20 protein-coding genes are annotated in these 23608 nt (G+C 44.5%); 6 read left to right on the top strand and 14 right to left on the bottom strand.

Features of this window, described 5'->3' with window-relative positions; translation table 11 throughout:
* Positions 1-109 precede the first annotated feature (109 nt).
* From SNE26_RS21870 to SNE26_RS21860, 3 genes are all read right to left on the bottom strand, one after another.
* Positions 110-1741 carry a DUF5597 domain-containing protein gene (locus SNE26_RS21870; RefSeq protein ID WP_321556005.1) on the bottom strand — a complete coding sequence of 544 codons (1632 nt, stop codon included), beginning with the start codon at positions 1739-1741 and terminating at the stop codon, positions 110-112.
* A gap of 100 nt (positions 1742-1841) precedes the next feature.
* Complete coding sequence (locus tag SNE26_RS21865) at positions 1842-2861, bottom strand: nucleoside hydrolase (RefSeq protein WP_321556004.1); 1020 nt, start codon at positions 2859-2861, stop codon at positions 1842-1844.
* A 63-nt stretch (positions 2862-2924) separates the two neighbouring features.
* Complete coding sequence (locus SNE26_RS21860; protein WP_321556003.1) at positions 2925-3623, bottom strand: SMUG2 DNA glycosylase family protein; 699 nt, start codon at positions 3621-3623, stop codon at positions 2925-2927.
* Positions 3624-3675: 52 nt separating this feature from the next.
* Here SNE26_RS21860 and SNE26_RS21855 point away from each other — a divergent pair, with 52 nt between their 5' ends.
* The 5 genes from SNE26_RS21855 to SNE26_RS21835 all read left to right on the top strand — a co-directional run bounded on the left by SNE26_RS21855 (position 3676) and on the right by SNE26_RS21835 (position 8732).
* The gene (locus SNE26_RS21855) at positions 3676-4497 is read left to right on the top strand and encodes an SDR family oxidoreductase (protein ID WP_321560050.1); all 822 of its coding nucleotides are present in this window, start codon (positions 3676-3678) and stop codon (positions 4495-4497) included.
* Between the two features lie 95 nt (positions 4498-4592).
* A complete protein-coding gene (locus tag SNE26_RS21850; protein WP_321556002.1) occupies positions 4593-5468 on the top strand; it encodes a glutamate--tRNA ligase family protein in 876 nt (291 codons plus the stop codon).
* Positions 5469-5674: 206 nt separating this feature from the next.
* The gene (locus SNE26_RS21845; protein WP_321556001.1) at positions 5675-6523 is read left to right on the top strand and encodes a phosphatidylinositol-specific phospholipase C/glycerophosphodiester phosphodiesterase family protein; all 849 of its coding nucleotides are present in this window, start codon (positions 5675-5677) and stop codon (positions 6521-6523) included.
* A gap of 21 nt (positions 6524-6544) precedes the next feature.
* Complete coding sequence (locus SNE26_RS21840) at positions 6545-7735, top strand: glycosyltransferase family 1 protein (RefSeq protein ID WP_321556000.1); 1191 nt, start codon at positions 6545-6547, stop codon at positions 7733-7735.
* Positions 7736-7844: 109 nt separating this feature from the next.
* Positions 7845-8732, top strand: a complete 888-nt coding sequence (locus tag SNE26_RS21835) for a PfkB family carbohydrate kinase (protein ID WP_321555999.1) — start codon at positions 7845-7847, stop codon at positions 8730-8732.
* 244 nt (positions 8733-8976) lie between these two features.
* On the opposite strand, the gene SNE26_RS21830 is transcribed toward SNE26_RS21835, so the two are convergent.
* From SNE26_RS21830 to SNE26_RS21795, 8 genes are all read right to left on the bottom strand, one after another.
* Positions 8977-9738 carry a tetratricopeptide repeat protein gene (locus SNE26_RS21830; protein ID WP_321555998.1) on the bottom strand — a complete coding sequence of 254 codons (762 nt, stop codon included), beginning with the start codon at positions 9736-9738 and terminating at the stop codon, positions 8977-8979.
* A gap of 1 nt (position 9739) precedes the next feature.
* The gene (locus SNE26_RS21825; protein ID WP_321555997.1) at positions 9740-11557 is read right to left on the bottom strand and encodes a BatD family protein; all 1818 of its coding nucleotides are present in this window, start codon (positions 11555-11557) and stop codon (positions 9740-9742) included.
* A 24-nt stretch (positions 11558-11581) separates the two neighbouring features.
* Positions 11582-12337: a tetratricopeptide repeat protein gene (locus SNE26_RS21820; protein ID WP_321555996.1), complete on the bottom strand. Its 756-nt coding sequence runs from the start codon at positions 12335-12337 to the stop codon at positions 11582-11584.
* Positions 12334-13374, bottom strand: coding sequence for a VWA domain-containing protein (locus SNE26_RS21815; RefSeq protein ID WP_321555995.1), 1041 nt, complete (start codon positions 13372-13374; stop codon positions 12334-12336). The genes SNE26_RS21820 and SNE26_RS21815 overlap by 4 nt, the downstream gene beginning before the upstream one ends.
* 4 nt (positions 13375-13378) lie before the next feature.
* Entirely contained in the window at positions 13379-14383 is a 1005-nt protein-coding gene (locus tag SNE26_RS21810) for a VWA domain-containing protein (protein ID WP_321555994.1), read from the bottom strand.
* Positions 14380-15351: a hypothetical protein gene (locus SNE26_RS21805; protein ID WP_321555993.1), complete on the bottom strand. Its 972-nt coding sequence runs from the start codon at positions 15349-15351 to the stop codon at positions 14380-14382. Before SNE26_RS21805 ends, SNE26_RS21810 begins: the two co-directional genes overlap by 4 nt.
* A 5-nt stretch (positions 15352-15356) precedes the next feature.
* Positions 15357-16238 carry a DUF58 domain-containing protein gene (locus SNE26_RS21800; protein ID WP_321555992.1) on the bottom strand — a complete coding sequence of 294 codons (882 nt, stop codon included), beginning with the start codon at positions 16236-16238 and terminating at the stop codon, positions 15357-15359.
* A 104-nt stretch (positions 16239-16342) separates the two neighbouring features.
* A complete protein-coding gene (locus SNE26_RS21795) occupies positions 16343-17302 on the bottom strand; it encodes an AAA family ATPase (protein ID WP_373695605.1) in 960 nt (319 codons plus the stop codon).
* A 516-nt stretch (positions 17303-17818) separates the two neighbouring features.
* Between SNE26_RS21795 and SNE26_RS21790 the strand changes: the two genes are divergently transcribed.
* A complete protein-coding gene (locus tag SNE26_RS21790) occupies positions 17819-18850 on the top strand; it encodes a hypothetical protein (RefSeq protein ID WP_321555990.1) in 1032 nt (343 codons plus the stop codon).
* 359 nt (positions 18851-19209) lie between these two features.
* Here the strand turns inward: SNE26_RS21790 and SNE26_RS21785 are convergent, their stop codons facing one another.
* The 3 genes from SNE26_RS21785 to ileS are packed head-to-tail and all read right to left on the bottom strand — an operon-like array spanning position 19210 to position 23582.
* Complete coding sequence (locus tag SNE26_RS21785) at positions 19210-19815, bottom strand: lipoprotein signal peptidase (RefSeq protein ID WP_321555989.1); 606 nt, start codon at positions 19813-19815, stop codon at positions 19210-19212.
* On the bottom strand, positions 19816-20199 hold the full coding sequence (locus SNE26_RS21780) for a TraR/DksA C4-type zinc finger protein (protein WP_090533802.1): 384 nt from the start codon (positions 20197-20199) through the stop codon (positions 19816-19818).
* Entirely contained in the window at positions 20199-23582 is a 3384-nt protein-coding gene (ileS, locus tag SNE26_RS21775) for an isoleucine--tRNA ligase (RefSeq protein ID WP_321555988.1), read from the bottom strand. Before ileS ends, SNE26_RS21780 begins: the two co-directional genes overlap by 1 nt.
* Positions 23583-23608: the final 26 nt, after the last annotated feature.

Below are 23608 nucleotides of genomic sequence, written 5' to 3'. Positions count from 1 at the left end.
AAGTGGAGACGCATATTTGCGTCTCCAAATGTACAGAGCTATATTTAATTCAAAATTGCGTGCGTGACCTGCCTGCGAGAGACGCATAATTGCGTCTCTCGCAGTAATTTTACCTCACCACCAACGAAATATGCAGCACCCTCGGCTTATCTCCAATTGCCGGGCCGCCCCAGTCTGTTTCATCACCATTTAGGATTCGAAGCGATTTAAATACGCCGTGATCATATTGGCCTTCTTCAACCTTAAGGTATTGCCATGCCTTGCCGGTGGCGCTACCTGCTGGAGGGAAGGTAACCCGGCAGTTGGTCCCGGTCATGATAAATTTATTTTCATCAAGGGTAATTATCATAGCTTTGCCGTTATGCTCTTTATTGGGCTTAAGTTCACCTCCCCGGCCGTTACCAAATTTTATAACAGCATCCCAGGCACCAAGCTTTATAGTTTGCTCTGTACCGTCTTCATGTTCAACAACGGCTTTGATCTTGTCTTCAAAGGCCCATTGGGCCAGCTCCCGCATCATTGGTGCTGCCATTTCATATTCCTGTGCAAAAGGAGCAAGACGCTCGGCGAGGTGTTCATCGTTTGAGCTATCGCCATTATCATCTATCCCAAAAGGCGAGAAACCGATGCCGCCATGAGCAAGAACATCATAAAAATATTTGGCATTATCGGCGATTAAACCGGCTTCGGGTACAAAAAGGGTATTATCTGCACGTGAATATAAATCAATTACCTTCAATACTCTTTCACTTCCCGACAGGTAAATATCGGGAGCAAGCAAATCGATGGATGGCGCAGCAGCTTTCCAAATGGGGATCACATTATCTGTTGCGCCACCGCTTTCATAATGGGTTGCAGGTGGATTGGTAAGCGGGTCACGAAGTGCAACATTTACGTACAGCGGTAACGGATATTCAGCTTTGCCGGCGGCAGCAACCTGCTCAATAAAGCGGGCTATTGACCAGGCCTGGAAATGTTCGTCGGCCCTGTCGCCAAAAACTTGTAGCCACGAACCTTTTGAAGTTGCAGGTACATTCAGGGCTTTCAGTATGGCCGGTTTTAACAGTTCGGCGGGCACATCGGCCTCAAACAGTTTTTGCGCCTTAGCCGAGTAATCGCGAACAGTATCCCAAGAGCCGGGTTCATTTTCAACCTGTACCATAATAACGGTATGCTGCGCATCAGCCTTTTTCAAGTATCGCATAACTGCCGAAAACGCTTTAATATCAGCATCTAAAGTAGCTTTCGGGTGCGGAGAAGGCGAATCAATGGGCTTGCCCGTTTTACCGGTGATGTTTGGATATTTTTCGGCATCACGCTTCATCCATTCGGGTATGTAATGATTGCTGCCATTTTTCCAGGTGCCAAACCACAATAATACCAGGTGTACATTATGCTGCCGGGCTTGCGTAAGCAGGGTATCTACCAGCGAAAAATTAAACTTCCCGGGTTCTGGTTCTATCTGCTCCCAATAAAGGGGTACTTCGAGCGTGTTAAGGTGCATTATCTCAGCCGATTTCCATACACCCGGCATCAAAGCGGGCCATGCGCTTGAGTTATGTGCCTGTCCGCCCAGCATCAAAAACGGTTTGCCATCGACCCAAAACGCATGCCTGCCATTTTTTTCGATTAGCCTGGGTAACGACGAATCATTGTTTTGAGCCTGGATTTTGCTCCCTGCAAATAGCAATGCAGTAAGCAAGAGCGTATATTGAGCTTTTTTGTGAATTATTTTAAGCATGGTACCAAAAGGTTTATGACCATGCAAAATAATTACAAAACCGCGCTTAAGGTAATACTAAATAAACCGTTTATGGTTAAAAATATACCACCAATCGTTTTTACTTATTTAACTCCAGCTTGGCAAAAAAGTCATTAAACATCAGGTTGATATCCAGCCTGCGGTAAACCCGGATGTTACGGCCATAGGCATTGTAATCGTACCCGCCCTTCGCATTAATAAGCGGACAGGGCTTTAATACATATTCGCTTGATGAGGGATCGGCCTCAAATGATGATTGCAATGCGGTAAGCAATACCAGCGGACTATCGCCTAAAATATAGGTTTCGCCTAAGTTAAGATGATATTGCTGAATGCGGCCCATCAAGGTTTCAAGTACGCCGGTCAGGTATCTACCGGCCTCGCCCTGCGGCTTTATTTTAAGTTGCAATTCAGAGTACGGCAATATGGCCTGGCGGTATCCATCTCTCGGGATCTGCCAAAGCTTTAATTGTGAGTGGTTAAACACAGCCCTCGCCGCATTGATATCAATATTGAGGTTATACTCGGGGCTGCTGTAATTAGGCGGGGGCAGGGCAAGGTCACTGTATTCAGGTCCGCCTATCCATACCAGGGTCACCTTATCGGCAATTTTGGGCTCGGTTAATACTGCCGATGCTATTTCGGTAAGCCCTGCGCCGCAAAGAATGTAAAGTGGCAGGGAGGTATCTGTACGTGAAGCTTCTTTGATGATCAAATCAACAGCCTTGCTTTTTACAGGGGTGCTGTCATTAATCATGGCGGTATTAGAGCCGGCCGTAACCGGGAAGCGGTCTTTAAGTTTTAAAACGGTTAATAGTTTGGTAGCTTCTTTTACCGCGTTATCGGCCTGGGTTTTTGATTTGTCAAATCCATCGTTAGCGTTTAAGTGTGAACCGATAATACCCCTTACCTCAACCGATGGAGATAGTACGAGATGTGTTAGGGCGAACAAACCATCCGGGTCACCGCCAAAATCATTATCCATAATTACCCTGATGCGGGGTGATATCAGTTTGTTATTGGCTGTCGATTGCCCCTTTGAAATAATTGGGGAAATAAACAAAAAGAGCAGGAATGATAAAAACTTGCTTTTGGTCATGACTTACAGGCTAATTGGTTGGTGCACACAATATAAGTGTTTTACCACGAAATAAACACTGCTTTATCCTGCAATACTTTCAAAAGCTGCAAGATATTTGTCAATATAAAATTGCTTGCTTGCTGTTTTATATTGCATGATAAAGCGCGGATGTTCCAATGCTATGATTTCGCCAAAGAAATGGTATTCATTATTCAGCTTGCGTAAAAATGTCTCATTCTTACCGGTACCAAAACAAAAGCATTTTTCGGTATTAATGCCCAGATCAATCTGCTTGCGGATGTTTTCGATCATGAAATGGTAAACGGCGCGGGTTAATTCCTTGCTGTCGTAATAATTATAGTTCTTTTCCTTGCCATTGGCATCGATACTGGTAAAACCAAGCGGACAGGGTGAGTTGATATAGATCTGCTTATAAAAAGTTTCCGGGCCGCCAAAGGCATTGATCACCTCGTAAACAAATACAGAAGATGGCTCATGCGACATTTTGCCCTCATAGTTGATATGACATTCCGCAATAAGCCTTTTAGGATCGGTGAAAGGGATCCCGGTTAAACCACCGCCAAACCTGCCGGGATTAATACCCAAAATGATATGGCGCTGCCGGTTATCGTTGTAATACTTATGATAAAAAGCATCAACAATGCGCATGGTTTGCGGATGCTCTTTAAAAGGGTTCATGATGCGGATACCAGCCGGTAAAGGATCGCCGGTGTAGGTTAGCTGTTCATTGAATTGAATTACCCTGTCTGCAAATGTCATAGCCCAAATGTAGCATTTGTTATAAATTTTGAAGATAAATCATTAGTCGCCAATTCGCTTTTTACCAAATGGTAAGTGGAACCGGGTTTTTACGGGGGAAATTTGTGGTGTCAAAAAAAGAATAAACATCATGAATAATCAAATTGAAAACAAATCGTCATTAAATGGCAAACGGGTGATTATATTGGGAGGCAGTACTGGTATAGGCTTCGCGACGGCAAAAGCCGCCGCTGCCGAAGGAGCAAAAGTTGTGATAGTTTCAGGCAATCAAAGTAAGATCAATAATGCATTGAGACAGTTGCCGGAACGTGCCGAAGGTTATGCTGTTGACCTCGCCCATGAACAAAACATACAGGCCTTTTTTGAGCAGGCAGGTAATTTTGATCACCTAATTTATACCGCTGCCGAAAACCTTAACTTGAATAACATCAATGAAACGGATATTGAGGCTGCACGTCAGTTTTTTAATCTCCGTTACTGGGGCGCCTATGCAGCTGTTAAATACGGCACCCCGTTCATGAATGCGGGCGGTTCGGTAAATCTTACCGGTGGTACAGCCGGCAGCAGACCAGCTTCCGGCTGGTCGATAGCCAGTAGCATTTGCGGTGCTATGGAAGGTCTGGTAAGGGCATTGGCCGTTGAATTAGCCCCTATACGTGTAAATGCAGTAATACCCGGCGTAATTGATACTAACCTTTGGGATAGCCTGCCTGCCGAAAATAAAGAAGGGCTTTACAATTGGGCAAAAGATACCCTGCTGCTCGGTCGTGTTGGTCATGCAGATGACGTTGCCCTCGCTTTTGTTTATCTTATGAAACAAAATTTCGGCACCGGATTGAATTTAGTTGTTGATGGCGGCACATTGCTGGTATAATCCCTCTAAAGTTTAGGATTGTTTTCCCTGATAACACTATTGGTTGATGCCGGCCGCTTTTGTATCTTGGAGCGTTCATCAATCATAAAAAGCAATTGACAAGCACACCAACACATTTAAATAAAACCCGCATAGCACCAACGCCAAGCGGGTTTTTGCACGTGGGTAATATCCTGTCGTTTGCTATCACCGCGGCACTGGCCCGCAAACATGGCGCAAAAATATTATTGCGGATTGATGATCTTGACCGGGCAAGGGTTACCCCGGAATATTTAACTGATATTTTTGATACTCTTCAATTTCTGGAGATCCCATGGGATGAAGGCCCGCGGGACGCGGACGATTTTGAAGTCAATTTTTCGCAGCTTCAAAGGATGCATTTGTACAACGATGCTCTTGAGCAATTAGCAGCCGGCGGTTTTGTTTTTGCCTGCACCTGTTCGCGCAGGGAGCTTAATGAGGTGGGGTTATGTGCTTGTTTTGATAAACATATCCCGTTAAATACTCCGGAAGCAAGCTGGCGCTTACTCACCAATTGCACTGTATTGGAAGTAAAGGATTATAACGGCGCAACTATCAAGGCGCAATTACCTGCCGAAATGGAAAATTTCATTGTCAGGAAAAAGGATGGCTTCCCGGCTTACCAGCTTACATCAGTTATTGACGACCTGTTTTATGGGATCGATCTGATTGTAAGGGGAGATGATCTCTGGCCCTCAACACTGGCCCAAATTGAACTTGCTGTTGTACTGGGTAAGCCTACTTTCAACAATACAGTATTTTATCATCATCCTTTATTGCTTGAAGCACCCGGGAAAAAACTATCCAAATCGGCTGGCTCAACATCGGTTAGATATTTGAGGCAGGAGGGCAGGAGCGTCGCAGAAGTATTTGAGCTTATTTCGGATCTGTTAGCACTTTCCGGCAGGGCAATTAACTGGCAGCAGCTTGCCGGGTTAATCCTTAGCTAATCTCTGCGTTTATTAACAGGTGTTTATAAAATGCGGATTTAATGTGAATCCGTCTTAATCGAAAAGTATCGGTTTGTATATTTTAATGTGATGAAAATGTTAACTCATTTACAATAAATTAAAACACAAGGTGCTTTTACTTTACTATGACATAACTGCCTGTACATATCGGGAACTTAAATTTGCATCAACAAATAAAATTTACGATGCAAGCAGCATTTTGCCACAAGCACCTGAAATTTGTGTTTTTTGTTATCCTGACACTGAGAGCCGTCACCTGCCTGGCTCAAAACAGCCCCCTCTCCAAAGGTTTCGCCCACAATGACTATTGGCATGACCGCCCTTTATACGATGCCTTGGATAATGGCTTTCAAAATGTGGAGGCCGATATTTATTTGCGCGACGGCGAATTACTGGTTGCGCATATCCTGCCTGCCTTTCAAAAGAAACGTACCCTGGAGCAGCTTTATTTAAACCCATTGTTTGATTGCCATCAGGGCAAGAACAGAGAAGTGGTGTACCCTTTATCGCCTATCACCCTCATGATCGATATTAAATCAGACGCTGATAAAACATATGCTAAGCTATCGGAAGTTTTAAAACGTTATGCACCCATGCTGTCGAGCTATGATAACGGCAGAATAACCGAAGGGAGCGTAACCATTGTTATAACCGGTAACAAGCCTTATAAAATGCTTAAGGCGCAAAAACAGCGCTATGCTTTTATTGATGAAGACTTGATGCAGGTGCGTACCGACACAGTTTCAAACACTGTTTATAAAACGGCCAGCTGCAAATATTCACGCTTGCTTAGCTGGACAGGCAACGGCCCGATACCTGAAAATCAAAAACAATTGCTACGCGATTACGTAGCTGCAGCACACCAATATAAAAAGCGGGTACGCTTGTGGGCTTCGCCCGAAAATAAGGAAGTATGGCGGGCTTTGCTTGAATGTGAAGTTGACCTGATCAATACCGATCATTTAGCCGAATTGAGGGAATTTCTGATGGCGGGACAGGAACCGATAAGATATGCGAAGGTGAACAGCAAGTGATAAACCTAATCAGTCAGTAAGATGAAAAAGATCAGAGTAGTTTTTTTTGCCGAGATACTTATTGAAGATTTTGATGGCGCGGTACGCACCATGTACCAGCTCATTAAACGGATTGACCGTGATATTTTTGAATTTTTGTTCGTATATGGTGCCGGTCCGGATAGTATAGCGGGCTTTGAATCACTAAAAGTTCCGGCTTTAACGCTGCCTATTAATACAGGCTATACCATGGCCATACCCGCCCTGGTTATGAGCGAGCTGAAGGAAGAGATTGATAGCTTTTCGCCTGATGTTGTACACATCGCCACGCCATCGCTATTAGGTAATTTCGCTTTAAAATATGCAGCACAGCATGGTTTGCCTGTCATTAGCATCTATCATACCCATTTTATTTCCTATATCGATTATTACCTGAAACATACCCCTTTTTTGATCAATAAGGTTAAGCAAATAATGGCCGAAAGCCACGAGGCTTTTTATAACCAGTGCGACCAGGTATACGTGCCTTCGGTAAGTATGAAGGAAGAGCTGATTGATATTGGAGTGGATACCTACCGTATGAAGCTTTGGCAAAGGGGAATGGACACTAAACTATTTTCGCCCCGGAATAAAAACGGCAAGGCCATGCGTGCGCTAACCGGAAATGATAACCCCACTATTTTGTTTGCAAGCCGCCTGGTTTGGGAGAAAAACCTGGAGACCTTGTTTGAGATTTATACCATTATGCAAAATCAGCACCCGGAGGTTAACTTTATTATTGCAGGCGACGGCGTAGCACGCAAGGTATGTGAAATGAGGATGAAAAATGCAGTATTTACCGGTAAGGTTGATCATAAAACACTTTCGGTTTTATACGCGTCATCCACTTTGTTCCTGTTCCCTTCCGTATCCGAAACTTATGGCAATGTGGTGCTTGAGGCTATGGCATCGGGCCTGCCGTGTATTATAGCAGATGGCGGCGGTTCAAAAGATTTTATTGAGCAGGGCATTAATGGTTTTAAATGCGAGCCTTATAATGCCGCCTGCTATGTTGAAAGGATTGAATTACTGCTTAAAAGCAATAGCTTAAGAGAACAGTTTATTGAAGAGGGGCTTCAATACAGCAGCCGGTTAAGCTGGGAACATCTGGCATCGGTATATTTTGATGACCTGGCCGAGATGGCTGATGTGGATGTATTGAGCGTGGTAAATTCTAAACAATTCTTAAAGTGATTTCCCTGTCACAAAACAGATAACTTCTTGTACACAAAATCCTATTTCTTACATTTGCCGTTTGTTTTAATAATAAGGGCTGAGTATCAAATCATAATAGGGGAATTTCATGTACGATATTTGTTGTGTAGGGCATATTACGTTAGATAAAGTGGTGACACCGCAAGCGGTGAAACATATGGCTGGCGGTACTTCTTTTTATTTTTCAAACGCCATCCGTAATATGGATGTGAAGTATACCCTGGTTACTTCGCTTGCTTTAAGCGAAATGCCTGTGGTTGATAAGCTCCGGGGCAAGGGTATCGAGGTACATGCAACAACAGGCGGCGAAACAGTTTATTTTGAAAATATTTACTCTGTTAACCAGGACCACCGTACCCAGCGCGTGCTGCAAAAAGCAGACCCTTTTACCATTGAACAGCTTGATGAGATTGAGGCTGATGTTTACCACTTAGGTCCTCTGCTGGCCGATGATATCCCAGTAGAGTTCATTAAAGCACTTGCGCTACGCGGCAAGCTGTCGCTTGATGCGCAGGGCTATCTCCGTAAGGTAGAAGATAAAAATGTAATAGCTATCGACTGGCCCGAAAAACGTGAAGCCCTGCAATATATCCACATCCTGAAAGTGAACGAGCACGAAATGGAGGTGCTCACCGGTATTACTGATATCCATGAAGGCGCCAAAGTTTTGAACGAATGGGGCGTTAAAGAAGTGGTGGTTACACTGGGCAGCATGGGCTCGGTTATTTATACCGATGGTGTTTATTACCAGATCCCGGCTTATAAACCGGTTGAGGTAGTCGATGCTACAGGTTGCGGCGATACCTATATGGCAGGTTATTTATACCAGCGCGCCAAAGGCAAAGATTTCCAGGAAGCCGGTGAATTTGCAGCTGCCATGGCAAGCTTCAAGATCGAATCATCAGGCCCATTTACAGGTACGGAAGAAGATGTGCTGGAGCTGTTAGCAAAACACAGCTTGAAGCCGAAAGCTTAAAGCAAAAAGCAAATACTGGTTCAAGTTTAGCGATAGCGTAATTTGGACCCAAAATAGGTTAAGCTTTCAGCTTAATTGCGATTTCCCAAATTGATGATTAAAGGAAGCAGGATGCTTCCATGATTTTAGGACGAAGTTACGCTATCGCTAAACTTCGACCAGTGATGAGAAATGGCAAGATGTTGAATTAAAGGTAAAAGACAACCTTTCGCCTTTTACCTTTATCCTTTCACCTCCTCAAAAATTATATTTCTTTAGCATCAGAAGCATTGATCCAACCCTCGTTGCCGCTGGCCAGCCTGATTTTCATCCAGCCGTTATTATCTTCTAAAATTTCAACCTTGGTGCCGTCATGGATCAGGAACAGGTTTTTAGCGTTTGGCGTGGGAGCACTTTTTACGTTTACCGATGTGCTGAAAATGATTGCGCCATGGTGTGCGTCAAAATATTGATCCTGGCGGCTTGCCACAAACATGCTTGCAAAACCCAAAAGCAATATCACTAAAGCCGAATAAAACGACCACTTTTTAATGCTTACCGAATTGGTAAACCTGTAAACTATAAGTAAGGCCGAACCTGCAATAATAAACAGGATTGTCAGAACGGCTAAAGTAGTTAACGAAAAACGGAGAATGAACGAGTGCCACCATTTGGTAATGAAAAACTCGGTGCCGGCCTCTACCTTATCTGCTGTTTTTTGATTGGCAAACTGAATGTTGAAATTGATATCATCATCGCCGGGCGAAAGCTTGTGCGCCTTTTCATAATATAACAGGGCCGATGGTACATCCTCATTTTTAAAATAAGCGTTGCCCAAATTATAATAAACCAATGCCGACTGGTGCCCATCGTTCACAATTTTCTGATAGGTGGTTATAGCTTCCTTGTACTGGCCTTTGGCGTACTGGTCGTTCCCTTTTTTTAACAGGATGTTAGCTTCATCGTTAGCTAATGCATATATCGGCATAACGATGATGAGCAGTAAGTATATAATGCGCTTCATCATGTTATATTTTATTTTCAATGTTATTGATCATGTTTTGTGCCTTATCAAGCACCTGCTGTTCGGTAATGCCGGATACCGGGGCATAACGTGCCATTTCGCAAAGGTCGAGGGTATCAAGCATCTCGTTAATGAGACTTTCATCAAGCGAGCGGGCTTTTAGTTCTGATGCTATCTTTTCACGGTTAAGATCTGAGTAAGGGATATTGAGCTTATCACTTAAATAGCCATATAAACCACGGAACAGGTTTTCGTAAAAGGCTTTTTTATTATTTAACTGTTGTTTAGCGCTGGCCAGGTGTTTAGCGGCTATTTTACCAGCCTTGCGGCTTTTTAAGCCTACCACGTCGGCATTGTTTTTATCGCGCCACTTACCGTAAACTAAAGCACCTAAGAAACCTGCCGGACCGAAGATCAGCAGGAAATAATACAGCCCCGATCCGTAAAAATCGCTGCCTGCTTCGTTTAATTCGGTACCTGTTTTTATATAGCGGATATCGTTGCTCAGTACTTTAACATCCTGCTTGCCTGCGTTTGAAAAGGCGGTAACATTACTGCCGTCTCCGGTGCCTTTGGCAACCTTAACATGGAATGCCGGGGTGCTTAATGAAACGTACCTGCCTGTAGCGGGGTTAAAATATGCGAACTTAACAGGGTCGATAGTAAAATCGCCCTGGTGCCTTGGGATTAACAGGTAGGTGTATTTTCTGTTACCTGATGAGCCGCCGGCGTTTTCAGTAATGGTATCGGTGATCTTGGGTTCATATTTCTCAAAATCGGCCGGGAAGGTAGGGTTTATCGGTTTCAACAACTTCAGGTTGCCTGTACCGCTTACCTTTATTGTGTAATTGATAGCATCGTTTGCCTTAACGTCATTTTTATCAAGCGAGGCCTCAATGTTAAACTTGCCCACAGCGCCGGTAAACTCGGCAGGTTTGCCGGCCAGCGGTAATGGTTTTACGTGGATAACAACCGGTGTACTTTTTACCTTATACTTCACATCCTCGTATCCGCCAAAAAATGCGTCGAATGGGTCACCTGAGGTTGAAGCGGCCTGCTGCCTCACTATAAAGTTCATAATGGCAGGCTCTATGGTGATATTGCCCTCATGCTCGGGGAACAGGATAGTTTGTTTAATGTCGGTCACGTTGTACCGCACGCCGTTTAAGATTTCGGTACGCCACTGGGCGTTTGGGTTAGTGCTTTTAATTTCCTGGCTGTAAAAACCATTAAGATCAGGGATTTTTTCAGGTTCGCCATTGGCGATGTTAACCCGGGTGTAAAGGCGCAGGTTCATCGTGATCTGCTGACCGAGATAAGCTGTTGTTTTATCAACCTCGGCACGTAAAAACAATGATTTAGAAATGTCGCTTACACGTCCCCTCTGAATGTTGCGGCTGTCCGGGCCATTGCTGCTTTGCTGCTGAGCCTGTTGGCTGGCCTGCCCGCCCTGACCTTTTACCACTTTAATTTTAATTGGAGTAGTGCTGTAGGGCCGTCCGCCTGATACGATAGTGGCCGGGCCGATGGTTATTTCGCCTTCTTTGGTTGGTACAAGATCATATCCGTATGCTATGCTTGCCGAAGTGACCCCGTTGATCATGGATACGCTGTTGGACACATTAGGCCCGCCAACTACCTGGAAGCCGCCAAAAGCAGGCGGCGCAAAACGATCGCCATTGGCATTGATGGAAAAAGTGACTTCAAGAACTTCGCCCGTGCCTATGGTGGTTTTATTTACCGATGCCGTAAACTTCACCTGCGCAAAAACCAGGCTTGAGCAACACAGCAGCAGCGTTAATATGGAAAGTTTAATTTTCATTAGTATCTACAAAACAACAAAGATTTACCAATCTTTTGAAATGGGAACTTTAGCGCCCTTTAATTTTTTATTCTTGAGCTTATCCTGGGTTTGCTTTTCATCATTGTTGAGGGCATCAAGCATCCGCTGGGCATCATCTTTTGACAACTGGTTTGGCTGCTGTCCTTGTTGATTTTTCTGATCCTGGTTTTGCTTATCCTGATCCTTCTTGTCCTGGTCCTGCTTATTTTTATCCTGGTCTTTTTTGTCTTTATCCTTGTCCTTATTGTCTTTGTTATCTTTATTCTTATCCTTGTTTTTGTCCTTGTCCTTATTATTCTTGTTGCCCCCGCCGCCTTTATTCTTGTCCTGTTGGTTTTTTAGCATTTTTTGGGCATAAGCAAGGTTATACCGGGTTTCCTCATCTTTTGGATTATTAACAAGTGCTTTTTTATAGGCATCGATACTTTCCTGGTATTTTTTTTGGGTCAGAAAAGAGTTGCCGATATTATGATAGGCACCTGCCTTCACATTTTTATCAATGGATGCCGTTGCCAGCTTATTGAACTGCGCGGCTGCATCGTCATATTTCTTCTGCTTAAACATGGCGTCGCCAAGGTTAAAATTACCCTCAAGGGTTTTGGCCTTTTTGCTCATGGCCAGGCGGTATGCTGCTTCAGCTTCTTTATACTTTTTTTGCTGATAGAGTTCGTCACCCTGCCTCAGGTATTTTCTTTCCTGCTGGGCAAAAAGAAATGAAGCCTGCAGCACTAATAAAATAGCTATGATATATTGCTTCATGTGTTTTTTACTTCAAATAATTTGATCTTGCTCAGGCGCATGTTTTTACGGATAGAGATAAAGAACTCGGCCAGTAACAGTACAAAGGCAATGGCCAGGAAAAACTGGAACCTGTCTTCAAAATCTTTAAACTGTTTGGTGTCGGTCATTTTGCGCTGCACTTTGGCTATCTGGTCCATCACAATGTTAAGACCACTGTTGGCATTATTTGCGCGCACATAAACACCATTTCCTGCTTCAGCAATCTCCTTGCCCATTTGCTCATTCAGCTTGCTCACCACGGGGTGGCCGGTACTATCATTATGGAAACCGGTTTGTTTGCCGTTTTGATAAATGGGGATTGGTGCACCTTCTTCCGAACCTACGCCAACCACATTCACCGTAACATTTCTGGCTAAAGCGGCTTTGGCTGCCGATACAGCATCGTCCTCATGGTTTTCGCCATCAGTAATAATGATGATGGATTTGCCCGTTCCGTTCTTAAAATCAAACGACTGCATCCCTAAATTAATCGCCGCACCAATGGCAGTACCCTGTGTTGGCACCATTTCGGTATTAATGGTGTTAAGGAACAGTTTGGCTGCTGCATAATCGGTAGTTACCGGAAGTTGTACATAAGCCTGGCCTGCAAACACCACAATGCCGATACGGTCATCATGCAGTTTATCAATCAATTGAGATAGCGCACGTTTAGCGTTTTCTAATCGGTTAGGGGCGAGGTCCTGCGCCAGCATACTGTTTGATACATCGAGCAGGATCATCAGGTCGGCGCCTTTACGTTTTACCTCTTCGGTTTTTGAACCCAGCTGCGGATCGGCAATGCCAATAATAACAAGGACATATGCTAAAATGAAAAAGATGAACTTGATCCAGGGGCGCGAAAAAGAAACCTGGGGCATCAGCTGCATCACTACCTCCTTGTTGCCCAATGAGGCAATGGCTTTACGTTTCCACCAGTTTACCCTCAAAAAAATAAAGAGCAGCAGCGGAATAGCAAGCAATCCCCATAAAAATTCTGTATTTGCAAAACGTAGCATGCTGTTATGTTATAGCTCCCTTAAGCAGGGTGTTTCTTGTTAAAAATTCTAACGATAAAAGTGCCAGCGCAATAATAGCGAACGGCAAAAAGCGTTCGGTTTTTTTGCGGTATTGGGTAACATCTATCTTGGCTTTTTCCAGTTTGTCAATCTGTTCGTAAATATCCTTCAAAGCGCTGTTGTTGGTTGCCCTGAAGTATTTACCGCCGGTAATGGTGGCAATTTTGCTCAGTGTACCTTCATCAATATCAACCTTCAGGCGCTGGTACTGAATGCCCATTGGTGTTTGAACCGGGTACGGCGCAAAGCCGTTGGTGCCAATGCCTACCGTATAAACCCTAACGCCAAACTGTTTGGCAATTTCAGCAGCGGTAACCGGGGGGATAGAGCCCGAGTTGTTTGAACCATCGGTAAGCAGGATCACTACTTTACTTTTGGCCTCACTATCTTTTAAACGGTTTACGGCTGTGGCCAGGCCCATACCAATGGCGGTACCATCTTCAATCATCCCGTTTTTGATATCGGCATAAAGGTTTACCAGTACCGAATGATCAATGGTAAGCGGACATTGTGTAAAGCTTTCACCACTGAAAACTACCAGGCCTATCCTGTCGTTCGGGCGGTTCTGGATAAAATCGATGGCTATGTTTTTGCCCGCCTCAAGCCTGTTGGGCTTAAAGTCTTCGGCAAGCATACTACCTGAAATATCCGAAGCAATTACAATGTCGATACCTTCGGTGGTGGTATCCTGCCAGCTTAATGACGATTGCGGCCTTGCCAGCGCTATAATAAGCGCGGCCATTGCCAGTGAACGTAAGATGATACCCAAATGCCTGAAACGGGGCAGCATGCTTTTGGTGATCATGGCAAAACCCCTGATGGTAGGCATGGCCAGGTTGCCCTGCAGCTGCTTTTGCTTCCAGGTGTACCAGCCCACCATAAGGGGGATGCTGATAAACAGCCAGAAAAAGCCCGGATGAGCAAATTCTATTCCTTTAAACCAAATCATTTTGCGGGATCCTCCTTCATGTTCACATCCGTTGGCCTGGTATGAGGTTGCGTATCTTTCACAAAAGCAACCGCGTTTTCCATACTCTTTTCATTTTCGTGGGCTGCAGGTTTCTCTTTGGCAAATTTCACCATATCGGCAAGTACGAGCAATTGCCTCAACAGGTTCCTGTCTTCGCTGGCTATATCCATGTGCCGTAAGCTGGCAAAGATCTCTTCGGAAGTTTGCTCCATGGCTTGGATCTTATACCGTTTTTCAAGGTATTCACGCACCACATCGCTCAGTTCAATATAATATTGCTTCACCTGGTCATGCTGCCAAAGCTGTTTGTTTTTGATCTCATCAAGCTTTTGAAGTACCTGGATATGCAAAGGGATGTCGGGCTTAACCTCTTCAACCACAACTTCTTTTTTGGGCCGTTTAAGCAGGTAATAAATTACCCCGCCACCAACAATCAAGCCGGCCAGTATACCTGTAACCAGCTTCCAGTTATCACGCAGCCAATCCCAAAAGGTGTAATTAATTATAAGCGGCTGTTTAATATCATAAAAGGCTTTAGTGGTATCAACCGCAACTGTTTTAACATCAAGCAACAAAGAGTCGGTTTGCATAACGCCGACCGGCATTTTAAACGCGTATGATGGTATGGTGTAGGTGCCGCTGTCAAAAGCAGTAATGGTGTAATGCCGGTTAATAGTTTCGATAGATGCATCGCCCTTATCAAAAGCGGTATCCGCCTTAAAACTTACTATCCTGATTTTGGAGCCTATGCTGTCGGCCAGTTTTGGAAAGCCGATGCTGTCTTTAGCATGGAAACGGATGCTTAAATTAAGCAGCGTTTGTTCGCCAATTACAATAGATGTTTTATTAAGCGTGGCTTTGGGGCCGAAACTTTGTGCCCTGGTTGTTTGGTAAAAGCCCGCAAGGGAAACCAGCATAGCCAGGGTGTATTTAATGTACCTGTTCATATGTGTTAACGTCGGCCTTCCCGCTTTTTAAATAATGTCATTAATGGTTTAACGTATGATTCATGTGTGCCAATGGTAGTGTAATCAACCCCCGAACGGCGGAAGGCATCCTGCAGGGCGGCGTTGCGTTTCACGGCGTCCCATTTAAACGCGTCGCGCACAGCTTTATCGCCGGTATTTACCCACATGATATGCCCGCTTTCTTCGTCCTTAACCGGGATGAGACCGAGGTTAGGAAACTCTTCTTCGTGTTTATCATACAGCTTTACGGCAATGATATCATGCTTTTTATTGGCGATCTTGAGCTCGTTCTCAAACTCCGAGGTAATAAAATCAGAGATCACAAAAGCCGTACATTTCTTTTTGATAACACTTGTAAAGTATTTCAGCGCTTCGGCTACGTTGGTGCCTTTGTTTTCGGGCTGAAAAGCGATCAGCTCGCGGATGATCATCAGGATATGGCTGCGGCCTTTTTTGGGCGGAATAAATTTTTCGATCTTATCGCTAAAAAATATGATACCCACCTTGTCATTGTTTTGGATGGCCGAAAAGGCCAGCACTGCGCAAAGCTCGGTAGCAAGGTCCTGCTTTTGCTGGGTTTGCGTACCGAAGTTTTCAGACCCGCTCACATCCATCAATATCATAACGGTGAGTTCGCGCTCCTCGTCAAATACTTTTACATAAGGGTGGTTAAAGCGGGCGGTCACGTTCCAGTCAATGGTACGGATCTCGTCGCCAACCTGGTATTCACGCACCTCGCTAAAGGCCATACCGCGCCCCTTGAAAGCCGAATGATATTCGCCCGAAAATAAGTGGTTACTTAAGCCACGGGTTTTGATCTCTATCTTTCTTACCTTTTTTAGCAGATCCTTGGTGTCTTTAGCCATGTACCCCTCCTAAATCCTCCCCGAGGGGGAGGACTTTAAAAGCCTTTTAATTAACAATTTTACATTTTATCTCCCTCTCATTTGGAGAGGGCAAGGGGTGAGGTTTACGGTACCTCAACCACGTTCAGGATGCCGGTGATAATATCCTCACTGGTAATGTTTTCGGCCTCAGCTTCGTAGCTTAAGCCAACGCGGTGCCTTAACACATCGTGACAAACAGCGCGTACATCCTCCGGGATTACATAGCCCCGGCGTTTGATAAAGGCATAGGCCTTGGCTGCAAGTGCCAAACTGATACTGGCCCTCGGCGATGCGCCAAATGTGATAAGCGGCTTGTATTTGGCAAGCTTAAACTGATCGGGAAAGCGGGTGGCAAAAACAATATCAATGATGTATTGCTCAATTTTTTCGTCCATGTAAACCTCGCGCACAATCTGGCGGGCTTTAATGATCTCTTCGGGCTTAATGATGGCGTTTGGTTTTGCCATGCCGCCCGGTGAAATGTTAGCGCGCATGATCTTTTTCTCATCCTCTTTGTTGGGGTATTTGATCACCACCTTCAGCATAAAACGGTCAACCTGTGCTTCGGGCAGGGGATAGGTTCCTTCCTGCTCAATAGGGTTTTGGGTTGCCAGTACCAGGAACGGATCGGGTAATTTGTAAGTAGTATCGCCAATGGTTACCTGGCGCTCCTGCATGGCTTCAAGCAGCGCGCTTTGCACTTTGGCTGGCGCACGGTTGATCTCATCGGCCAAAACAAAGTTAGAGAAGATAGGGCCTTTGCGCACAATAAACTCTTCCTTTTTTTGATTGTAGATCATGGTACCCAATACGTCGGCAGGGAGCAAATCCGGGGTGAACTGGATCCGGCTAAAATCAGCCTGGATAGCTCTTGACAGCGTATTAATGGCCAGTGTTTTGGCCAGGCCCGGTACACCTTCCAATAAAATGTGCCCATTGGCCAGTAAACCGATCAGCAAGCGCTCAACCATATAACGCTGACCAACGATCACTTTATCCATCTCCATGATCAGCAGATCAATAAACGCGCTTTCCCTTTGTATCATTTCATTCAGCGCCCTGATATCGGTTGAATACGATGTTGGAGCTGCCGGAGCTGCTGATGAAACATTTCCTGTATAGCTATTTTGTTCTTCCATTAATTTTTTTCGTTTCGGTAGGCAAACTTAAACACCCGCTCAATTTTTCGCCAACTAAAATCCATGCATAAATGTTAAAAAGTGTTAAATTGTCGTATATCCCGGTTGATATATCTGTTTAACACTCAAAATGTTTGGTGATAATTGTTAAATCCGGCCCTGTTAAGTCCCAATATACACTATTTAGCCGCTTTGGTATTATATAACGTGTTAAAAGGGGTTTTATTGAATTGTGGTGTCGAGTTCTTAGAAACCCGGGCTCCTCGCGCTCGTTTGCAGCGAGTGGTAACCTGGGTTTGCGTTTGTAACACAAATGGTGATGTAATCGCGAAACCATATTAAGCGCCCGTTACAAATGAGTGCAAGGTGGAATTTTCAGGCTTTTATTACCTACTTTTAATCAACATTATCCCAGGCGATATGAAAAAGAGTAGTTTGTTATTTACATTGGTTATAATCATCCTTTCGGCAATGGTTACCAAAGCTCAAAATATCTATAAAAACATCCCCCTGCCCCAGGCTATAAACGGGGTAAATGAGGAGTTTTCGGGCATGACCATGTATGGGAACCGCCTTTATCTTGAGCCTCAATACGGGGATCACAAGGAAACTAAACTTGATGGTGCATTTAACCTGTACAGTATCCTTGCGGATAGTATCAGCCGGGTTGTTGACGGACAAGATACAGCATTATCAACATATAAAACCGTCAGTGTAAAAGGGCTTAATTTATTACCCGATTCTGTTAAGGCAAACTATGAAGGTTTTGAAGCTATCAGTATTGCTAATAATACTGTATTCCTTTCTATTGAAACTGATGATAAATACCCGTACTGTTTTGTGTTGAAAGGGAAACTGGACACCGTTAGGGGGGAGGTGGTAATCGATCCGGAGCATTTTATTTCCTTGCGGAGATATCCATCCATCAGCAATGCCGGGTTTGAAAGCGTTACTTATCTGCCTAACGAAAACAAATTGCTGGCTTATTATGAGTTTAATGCCATGCCTAAAGGTGGCTGCGGGTATTTAATAGATACCTCGTTCAGCAAAGCGCCTGAGCAAATTAAAACTCCGTTCCTGTATTTCAGGATCACAGACATTGCTGCTGCCGCAGAGGGGAAAATATACGGTATAAACTATTTTTGGAACGGCGATTACGACGCTTATTTAAATAATGATTGGGTGAAAAAGCCAGAAGATGCCATAGGCAAACTTATTCCTGAACTTGGGAATAAGCTGAGCACTGATCCCAACTATCTGCATAACAACCCTTACGCTGCTATTGTGATGCTGGATAGCCACAAAAGTAAACAGTGGAAATACATACGCTCATTTGACGGCATTAAAAATAATTGGGAAGGTATAGCCCTGTTTAAAAAAGGCGCATTGATAGTTACCGATGCCAACCGGAGCAGTAAGCAGGTTTGCAGGTTGGTTTATGTGGATTTTTGATCAGATACAAAATACCCATCATCCCGAACTCGTTTCGGGACCCCATTTGGCAGGTCCGCTTTGCTTATAGGGCTGATACTTAGCAGGTAGGGTGCTGAAACAAGTTCAGCATGACATAATAAAAATTACGGTCATGTTGAACTTGTTTCAACATCCCATTTCGCTAAGCCGCTTGCAAATCAAGCCGTCTACCTTTCTTGTGAGGTGCCGAAACAAGTTCGGCATGACGACAGAGAGATGTCATGCTATCTTCAGAGGCCGCCGGGTTTAATAACTCAGCATGGCCGGGTTGTTAATTTTGTTTTTACAACAAAAAAAAGCCGCTCATCGCGGCTTTTCATATATAGTCTATAATAATTTTATTCTTCAACCATTTCGCTGTTGGGGCTGGCTACTTCGGGTTTTTCGTGTTTGAAATAGCGTTTCTGGTATAGCAGTATCATAATTACGCCTACGCAGATAGAAGCATCGGCCAGGTTAAATACAGGCCTGAAAAACTCGAACGATTCGCCTGCCCAAAATGGAAACCATGATGGGTAAGTACCACGCAGCAGCGGGAAGTAAAACATATCAACCACACGGCCGTGAAATAAAGGCGCGTATTTATACATTATACCATAAAAGGTTGAATCAATGATGTTGCCCATGGCGCCGGCTAAAATGAGCGACACGTTCATGATGAGCCCGCGGTGGTATTTGTGTTTAATTAAATAAATAAGGGTGTAAATTATACCGCAAACCGCAACTATGCGAAACAGCGTTAAAGCCAGTTTACCCGCATCGCCGCCCCATTCCATACCAAATGCCATACCGTTGTTTTCGGTGTAGTGCAGCATGCCCCTGCTTCCCAGGAAACGAATTTCGTCCTGGAGCTGCATATGTGCGCGAACCCAGGTTTTAATAATCTGGTCGGCAAGGATGATGAAGGCAGCAGTTAAAAAAGGTTTGGTATAAGCGGCCTTCATTTATTGCTTTAATTTAGCTTCCATTGAAAGCGTAGTATGCGGCACCGCACGTAAACGCTCTTTCGGGATCAGCTTGCCTGTTTCGCGGCAAACACCGTAAGTTTTATTTTCAATACGCACAAGCGCGGCTTCAAGCTGCTCAATAAATTTTTTCTGACGTGCGGCCAGTTGGTTTATCTGCTCTTTTTCAAGCGTAGCCGAACCATCCTCCAATGTTTTGTAAGTACCGGCGGTATCATCAGTGCCGTTGGCATTAGGCGAACTCAATGACGTAGCCAATGAGTTTAATTCCTCGCGGGCTATGCGCATTTTATCCAGGATAATCCCTTTAAATTCCTGCAGGTCAGCTTCAGAATATCTGGTTTTTTCTTGTTCTTGTTTCATTATACTTTACTAATAGCAATCAATATTTCTTGTTCGTCAATTGTAACAGGTTCGCCCCCGGTAAGGTTATTCACAAACGTAATGCTGTCGGCCAAAATTTCGGCGCAAATGTAGGATAGATTGTTTTCCACGGCCTCTCTGATCGCCGGGGTGCTGCTTACCTGCACGTTTATCCTGTCAGTTACTTCAAATCCTTTGGTCTTACGTATATTTTGCACACGGTTGATAAACTCGCGCGAGATACCCTCCTGTTTTAATTCGTTGGTTATGGTAACATCTAAAGCCACGGTTAGTTTTCCCAAATTTGCCACCTGCCATCCGGGAACATCTTCAGCTATGATCTCTACGTCGGTAGCTAATACTTCGTATTTGCCATCAAGAACCTGGATGTTGCCGTTGGTTTCTAAAGCGGCTATGTCATCCTGGGTGAAATTTGTGATGGCTTCGGCTACAACTTTCATATCCTTACCCACTTTTTGGCCTAAGGCCTTAAAGTTTGGCTTTATTTTCTTTTTGATGAAACCAGCGGTATCGGTAATATACTCAATATCCTTGATGTTGGTTTCAGATAAAATCAGGTCCTTAACCTGCTCAACGTGTAATTTAAAGCTTTTATCCAGTATTGGCAATAAAATTTTACTCAATGGTTGGCGCACATTGATATTCACCTTTTTACGCAGGGAAAGCGTTAGCGACGAAACGTCCTGTGCTAATTGCATCCGCTCTTCCAGCTCAGCATCAACCAATGCGCTGTTGTACTCGGGAAAGTAAGCCAGGTGTACTGATTCAAATTCTTCCTTACGGGTAACAGCGTTCAGATCGCAATATAACCTATCGGCAAAAAACGGCGCAATGGGCGACATCAGCTTGCTGATAGTGATTAAGCAGGTGTATAATGTTTGATAAGCCGAAAGCTTATCTTCTGTGTTATCAGATTTCCAGAAACGGCGGCGGCTTAAACGGATAAACCAGTTACTGAAATGTACATCCACAAACTCCTGGATAGCGCGGGCAGCCTTGGTAGGCTCAAAATCGGCATAATAACCATCAACTTCTTTGCCCAGGGTGTTTAACAACGATATAATCCAGCGGTCGATCTCCGGGCGCTTGCTGATCTCTATCTCAGCTTCGCTGTAAGTGAACTTATCAATATTGGCGTACAGGGTGAAGAATGAATAGGTATTGTACAGCGTACCAAAAAACTTACGCCTAACTTCATCTATCCCTTCTTCGTTAAATTTAAGGTTATCCCATGGCGATGCATTGCTGATCATGTACCAGCGGGCCGCATCGGCCCCATATTTTTCGATGGTTTCGAACGGATCAACGGCATTGCCTAAGCGCTTAGACATTTTGTTGCCGTTTTTATCAAGCACCAGGCCGTTTGATACCACGTTTTTAAACGCAATGCCTTTATTGCCAACCTGCTCATTGATAGCTTTTACCTCATCACTTGCTTCGCTTAACATTACAGCTATAGCGTGCAGGGTGAAAAACCAGCCGCGGGTTTGGTCAACGCCTTCGGCAATGAAATCGGCCGGGTAAGCGTTCTTAAATTCCTCCTGACCTTCAAACGGGAAATGCCATTGCGCATAAGGCATAGCACCCGAATCAAACCAAACGTCAATCAGATCGGGTTCGCGCAACATTTTATTACCTGTTGATGATACTAAAACTACATCATCAACATAAGGGCGGTGCATATCCTCCAACACAAAGCCCTCTGGCATAAAACCTGCTTTGATCGATTTTGCTATTTCGGCATTCAGTTCGGCTATTGAACCGATGCAGATCTCTTCGGCACCGTTTTCCTCGCGCCAGATAGGCAGCGGGGTACCCCAGTAGCGTGAACGCGAAAGGTTCCAGTCGACCAAATTTTCAAGCCAGTTACCAAAACGGCCTGTACCGGTTGATTCCGGTTTCCAGTTAATGGTTTTGTTCAGCTCCACCATTTTATCCTTCACCGCGGTGGTACGGATAAACCAGCTATCGAGCGGATAATATAATATCGGCTCGTCGCTGCGCCATGAGTGGGGGTAGCTGTGCTCGTATTTTTTAACGTCGAACGCGCGGTTCTCGGTTTTTAATTTGATAGAGATGAGTACGTCGGTTGGTTTAAAACCTTCTTCGGCACGCTCTGCGTCGGTATAATATTCCTCTTTAACGTAGCGGCCTGCGTAATCAGTAACCTCGTCAACAAAACGGCCCTGTTTGTTCACCAACGGAACATCCTTGCCTGTTTCATCCTTTACCATTACCGATGGTACGTTGTTTTCCTTACAGGCCCTGAAGTCATCCGCACCAAAAACAGATGCGGTGTGTACTATACCGGTACCATCTTCAGTAGTAACAAAATCGGCGGGGATAACGCGGAAAGCGTTTTGCTCCAGATCTTCATTGGTTACATAAGGCATCAGTTGCTCATAGTGGATACCCACCAGTTGATTGCCTTTTACTTCGGCCTCAATTTTCCATGGGATGATCTTGTCGCCACCTTTGTAATCGGCAAACGAAGCATTTTCACCTTCGGCTTTAAAATATTTCTTAACCAGGTCTTTAGCCAGTACTACACAAACCGGCAGGTAAGTGTAAGGATTGAAAGTGCTGATCTTAGCATAGGTAATGCCTTCGCCAACAGCAAGGGCGCAGTTTGACGGCAAAGTCCACGGGGTAGTTGTCCAGGCCAGGATAAATACTTCGGTATCTATACCATTGAATAAAAACTCCGAATCGCCGTCGCGTTTAACTTTAAACTGGGCGGTTATGGTAGTATCCTTCACCATTTTGTAGGTGCCTGGTTGGTTAAGCTCGTGCGAGCTAAGTCCGGTACCTGATTTTGGTGAGTATGGCTGTACGGTGTAACCCTTGTACAGCATATCTTTTTTATGCAGTTCCTTCAGTATCCACCAAAGGCTTTCAATGTATTCGTTTTTATAGGTGATATACGGATCGTTCAGGTCAACCCAGTAACCCATTTTTTCGGTCAGGTCGTTCCAAACGTCGGTATAGCGCATTACCTCCTTGCGGCAGGCATCGTTATAATCTTTAACGCTAATTTTTTTGCCGATATCATCTTTAGTGATCCCCAAAGCTTTTTCAACAGCAAGCTCAATAGGCAAGCCGTGCGTATCCCAGCCGCCTTTACGTTTTACCTGGTAGCCTTTAAGCGTTTTGTAACGGCAAAAAATATCTTTAATGGAACGCGCCATTACGTGGTGAATACCGGGCATACCGTTAGCGCTCGGCGGCCCTTCATAAAAAGTATAAGGGTTACCTGCCGGACGGCTGGTGATGCTTTTTTCGAAGATATTTTTCTGTTTCCAGAAGTCCAGTATCTCTTTGCCTGTTTGCGATAAGTTTAACTGCTTATATTCCTTGTACATCTATTATTTCACCTCGTTTTTAAGAG

Source organism: Mucilaginibacter sp. cycad4 (genome assembly GCF_034263275.1).
Classification (GTDB): Bacteria; Bacteroidota; Bacteroidia; order Sphingobacteriales; family Sphingobacteriaceae; genus Mucilaginibacter.
The sequence above is the reverse complement of the archived record's forward strand: the minus strand, read 5'-3'. Positions and strand labels throughout refer to the sequence as shown.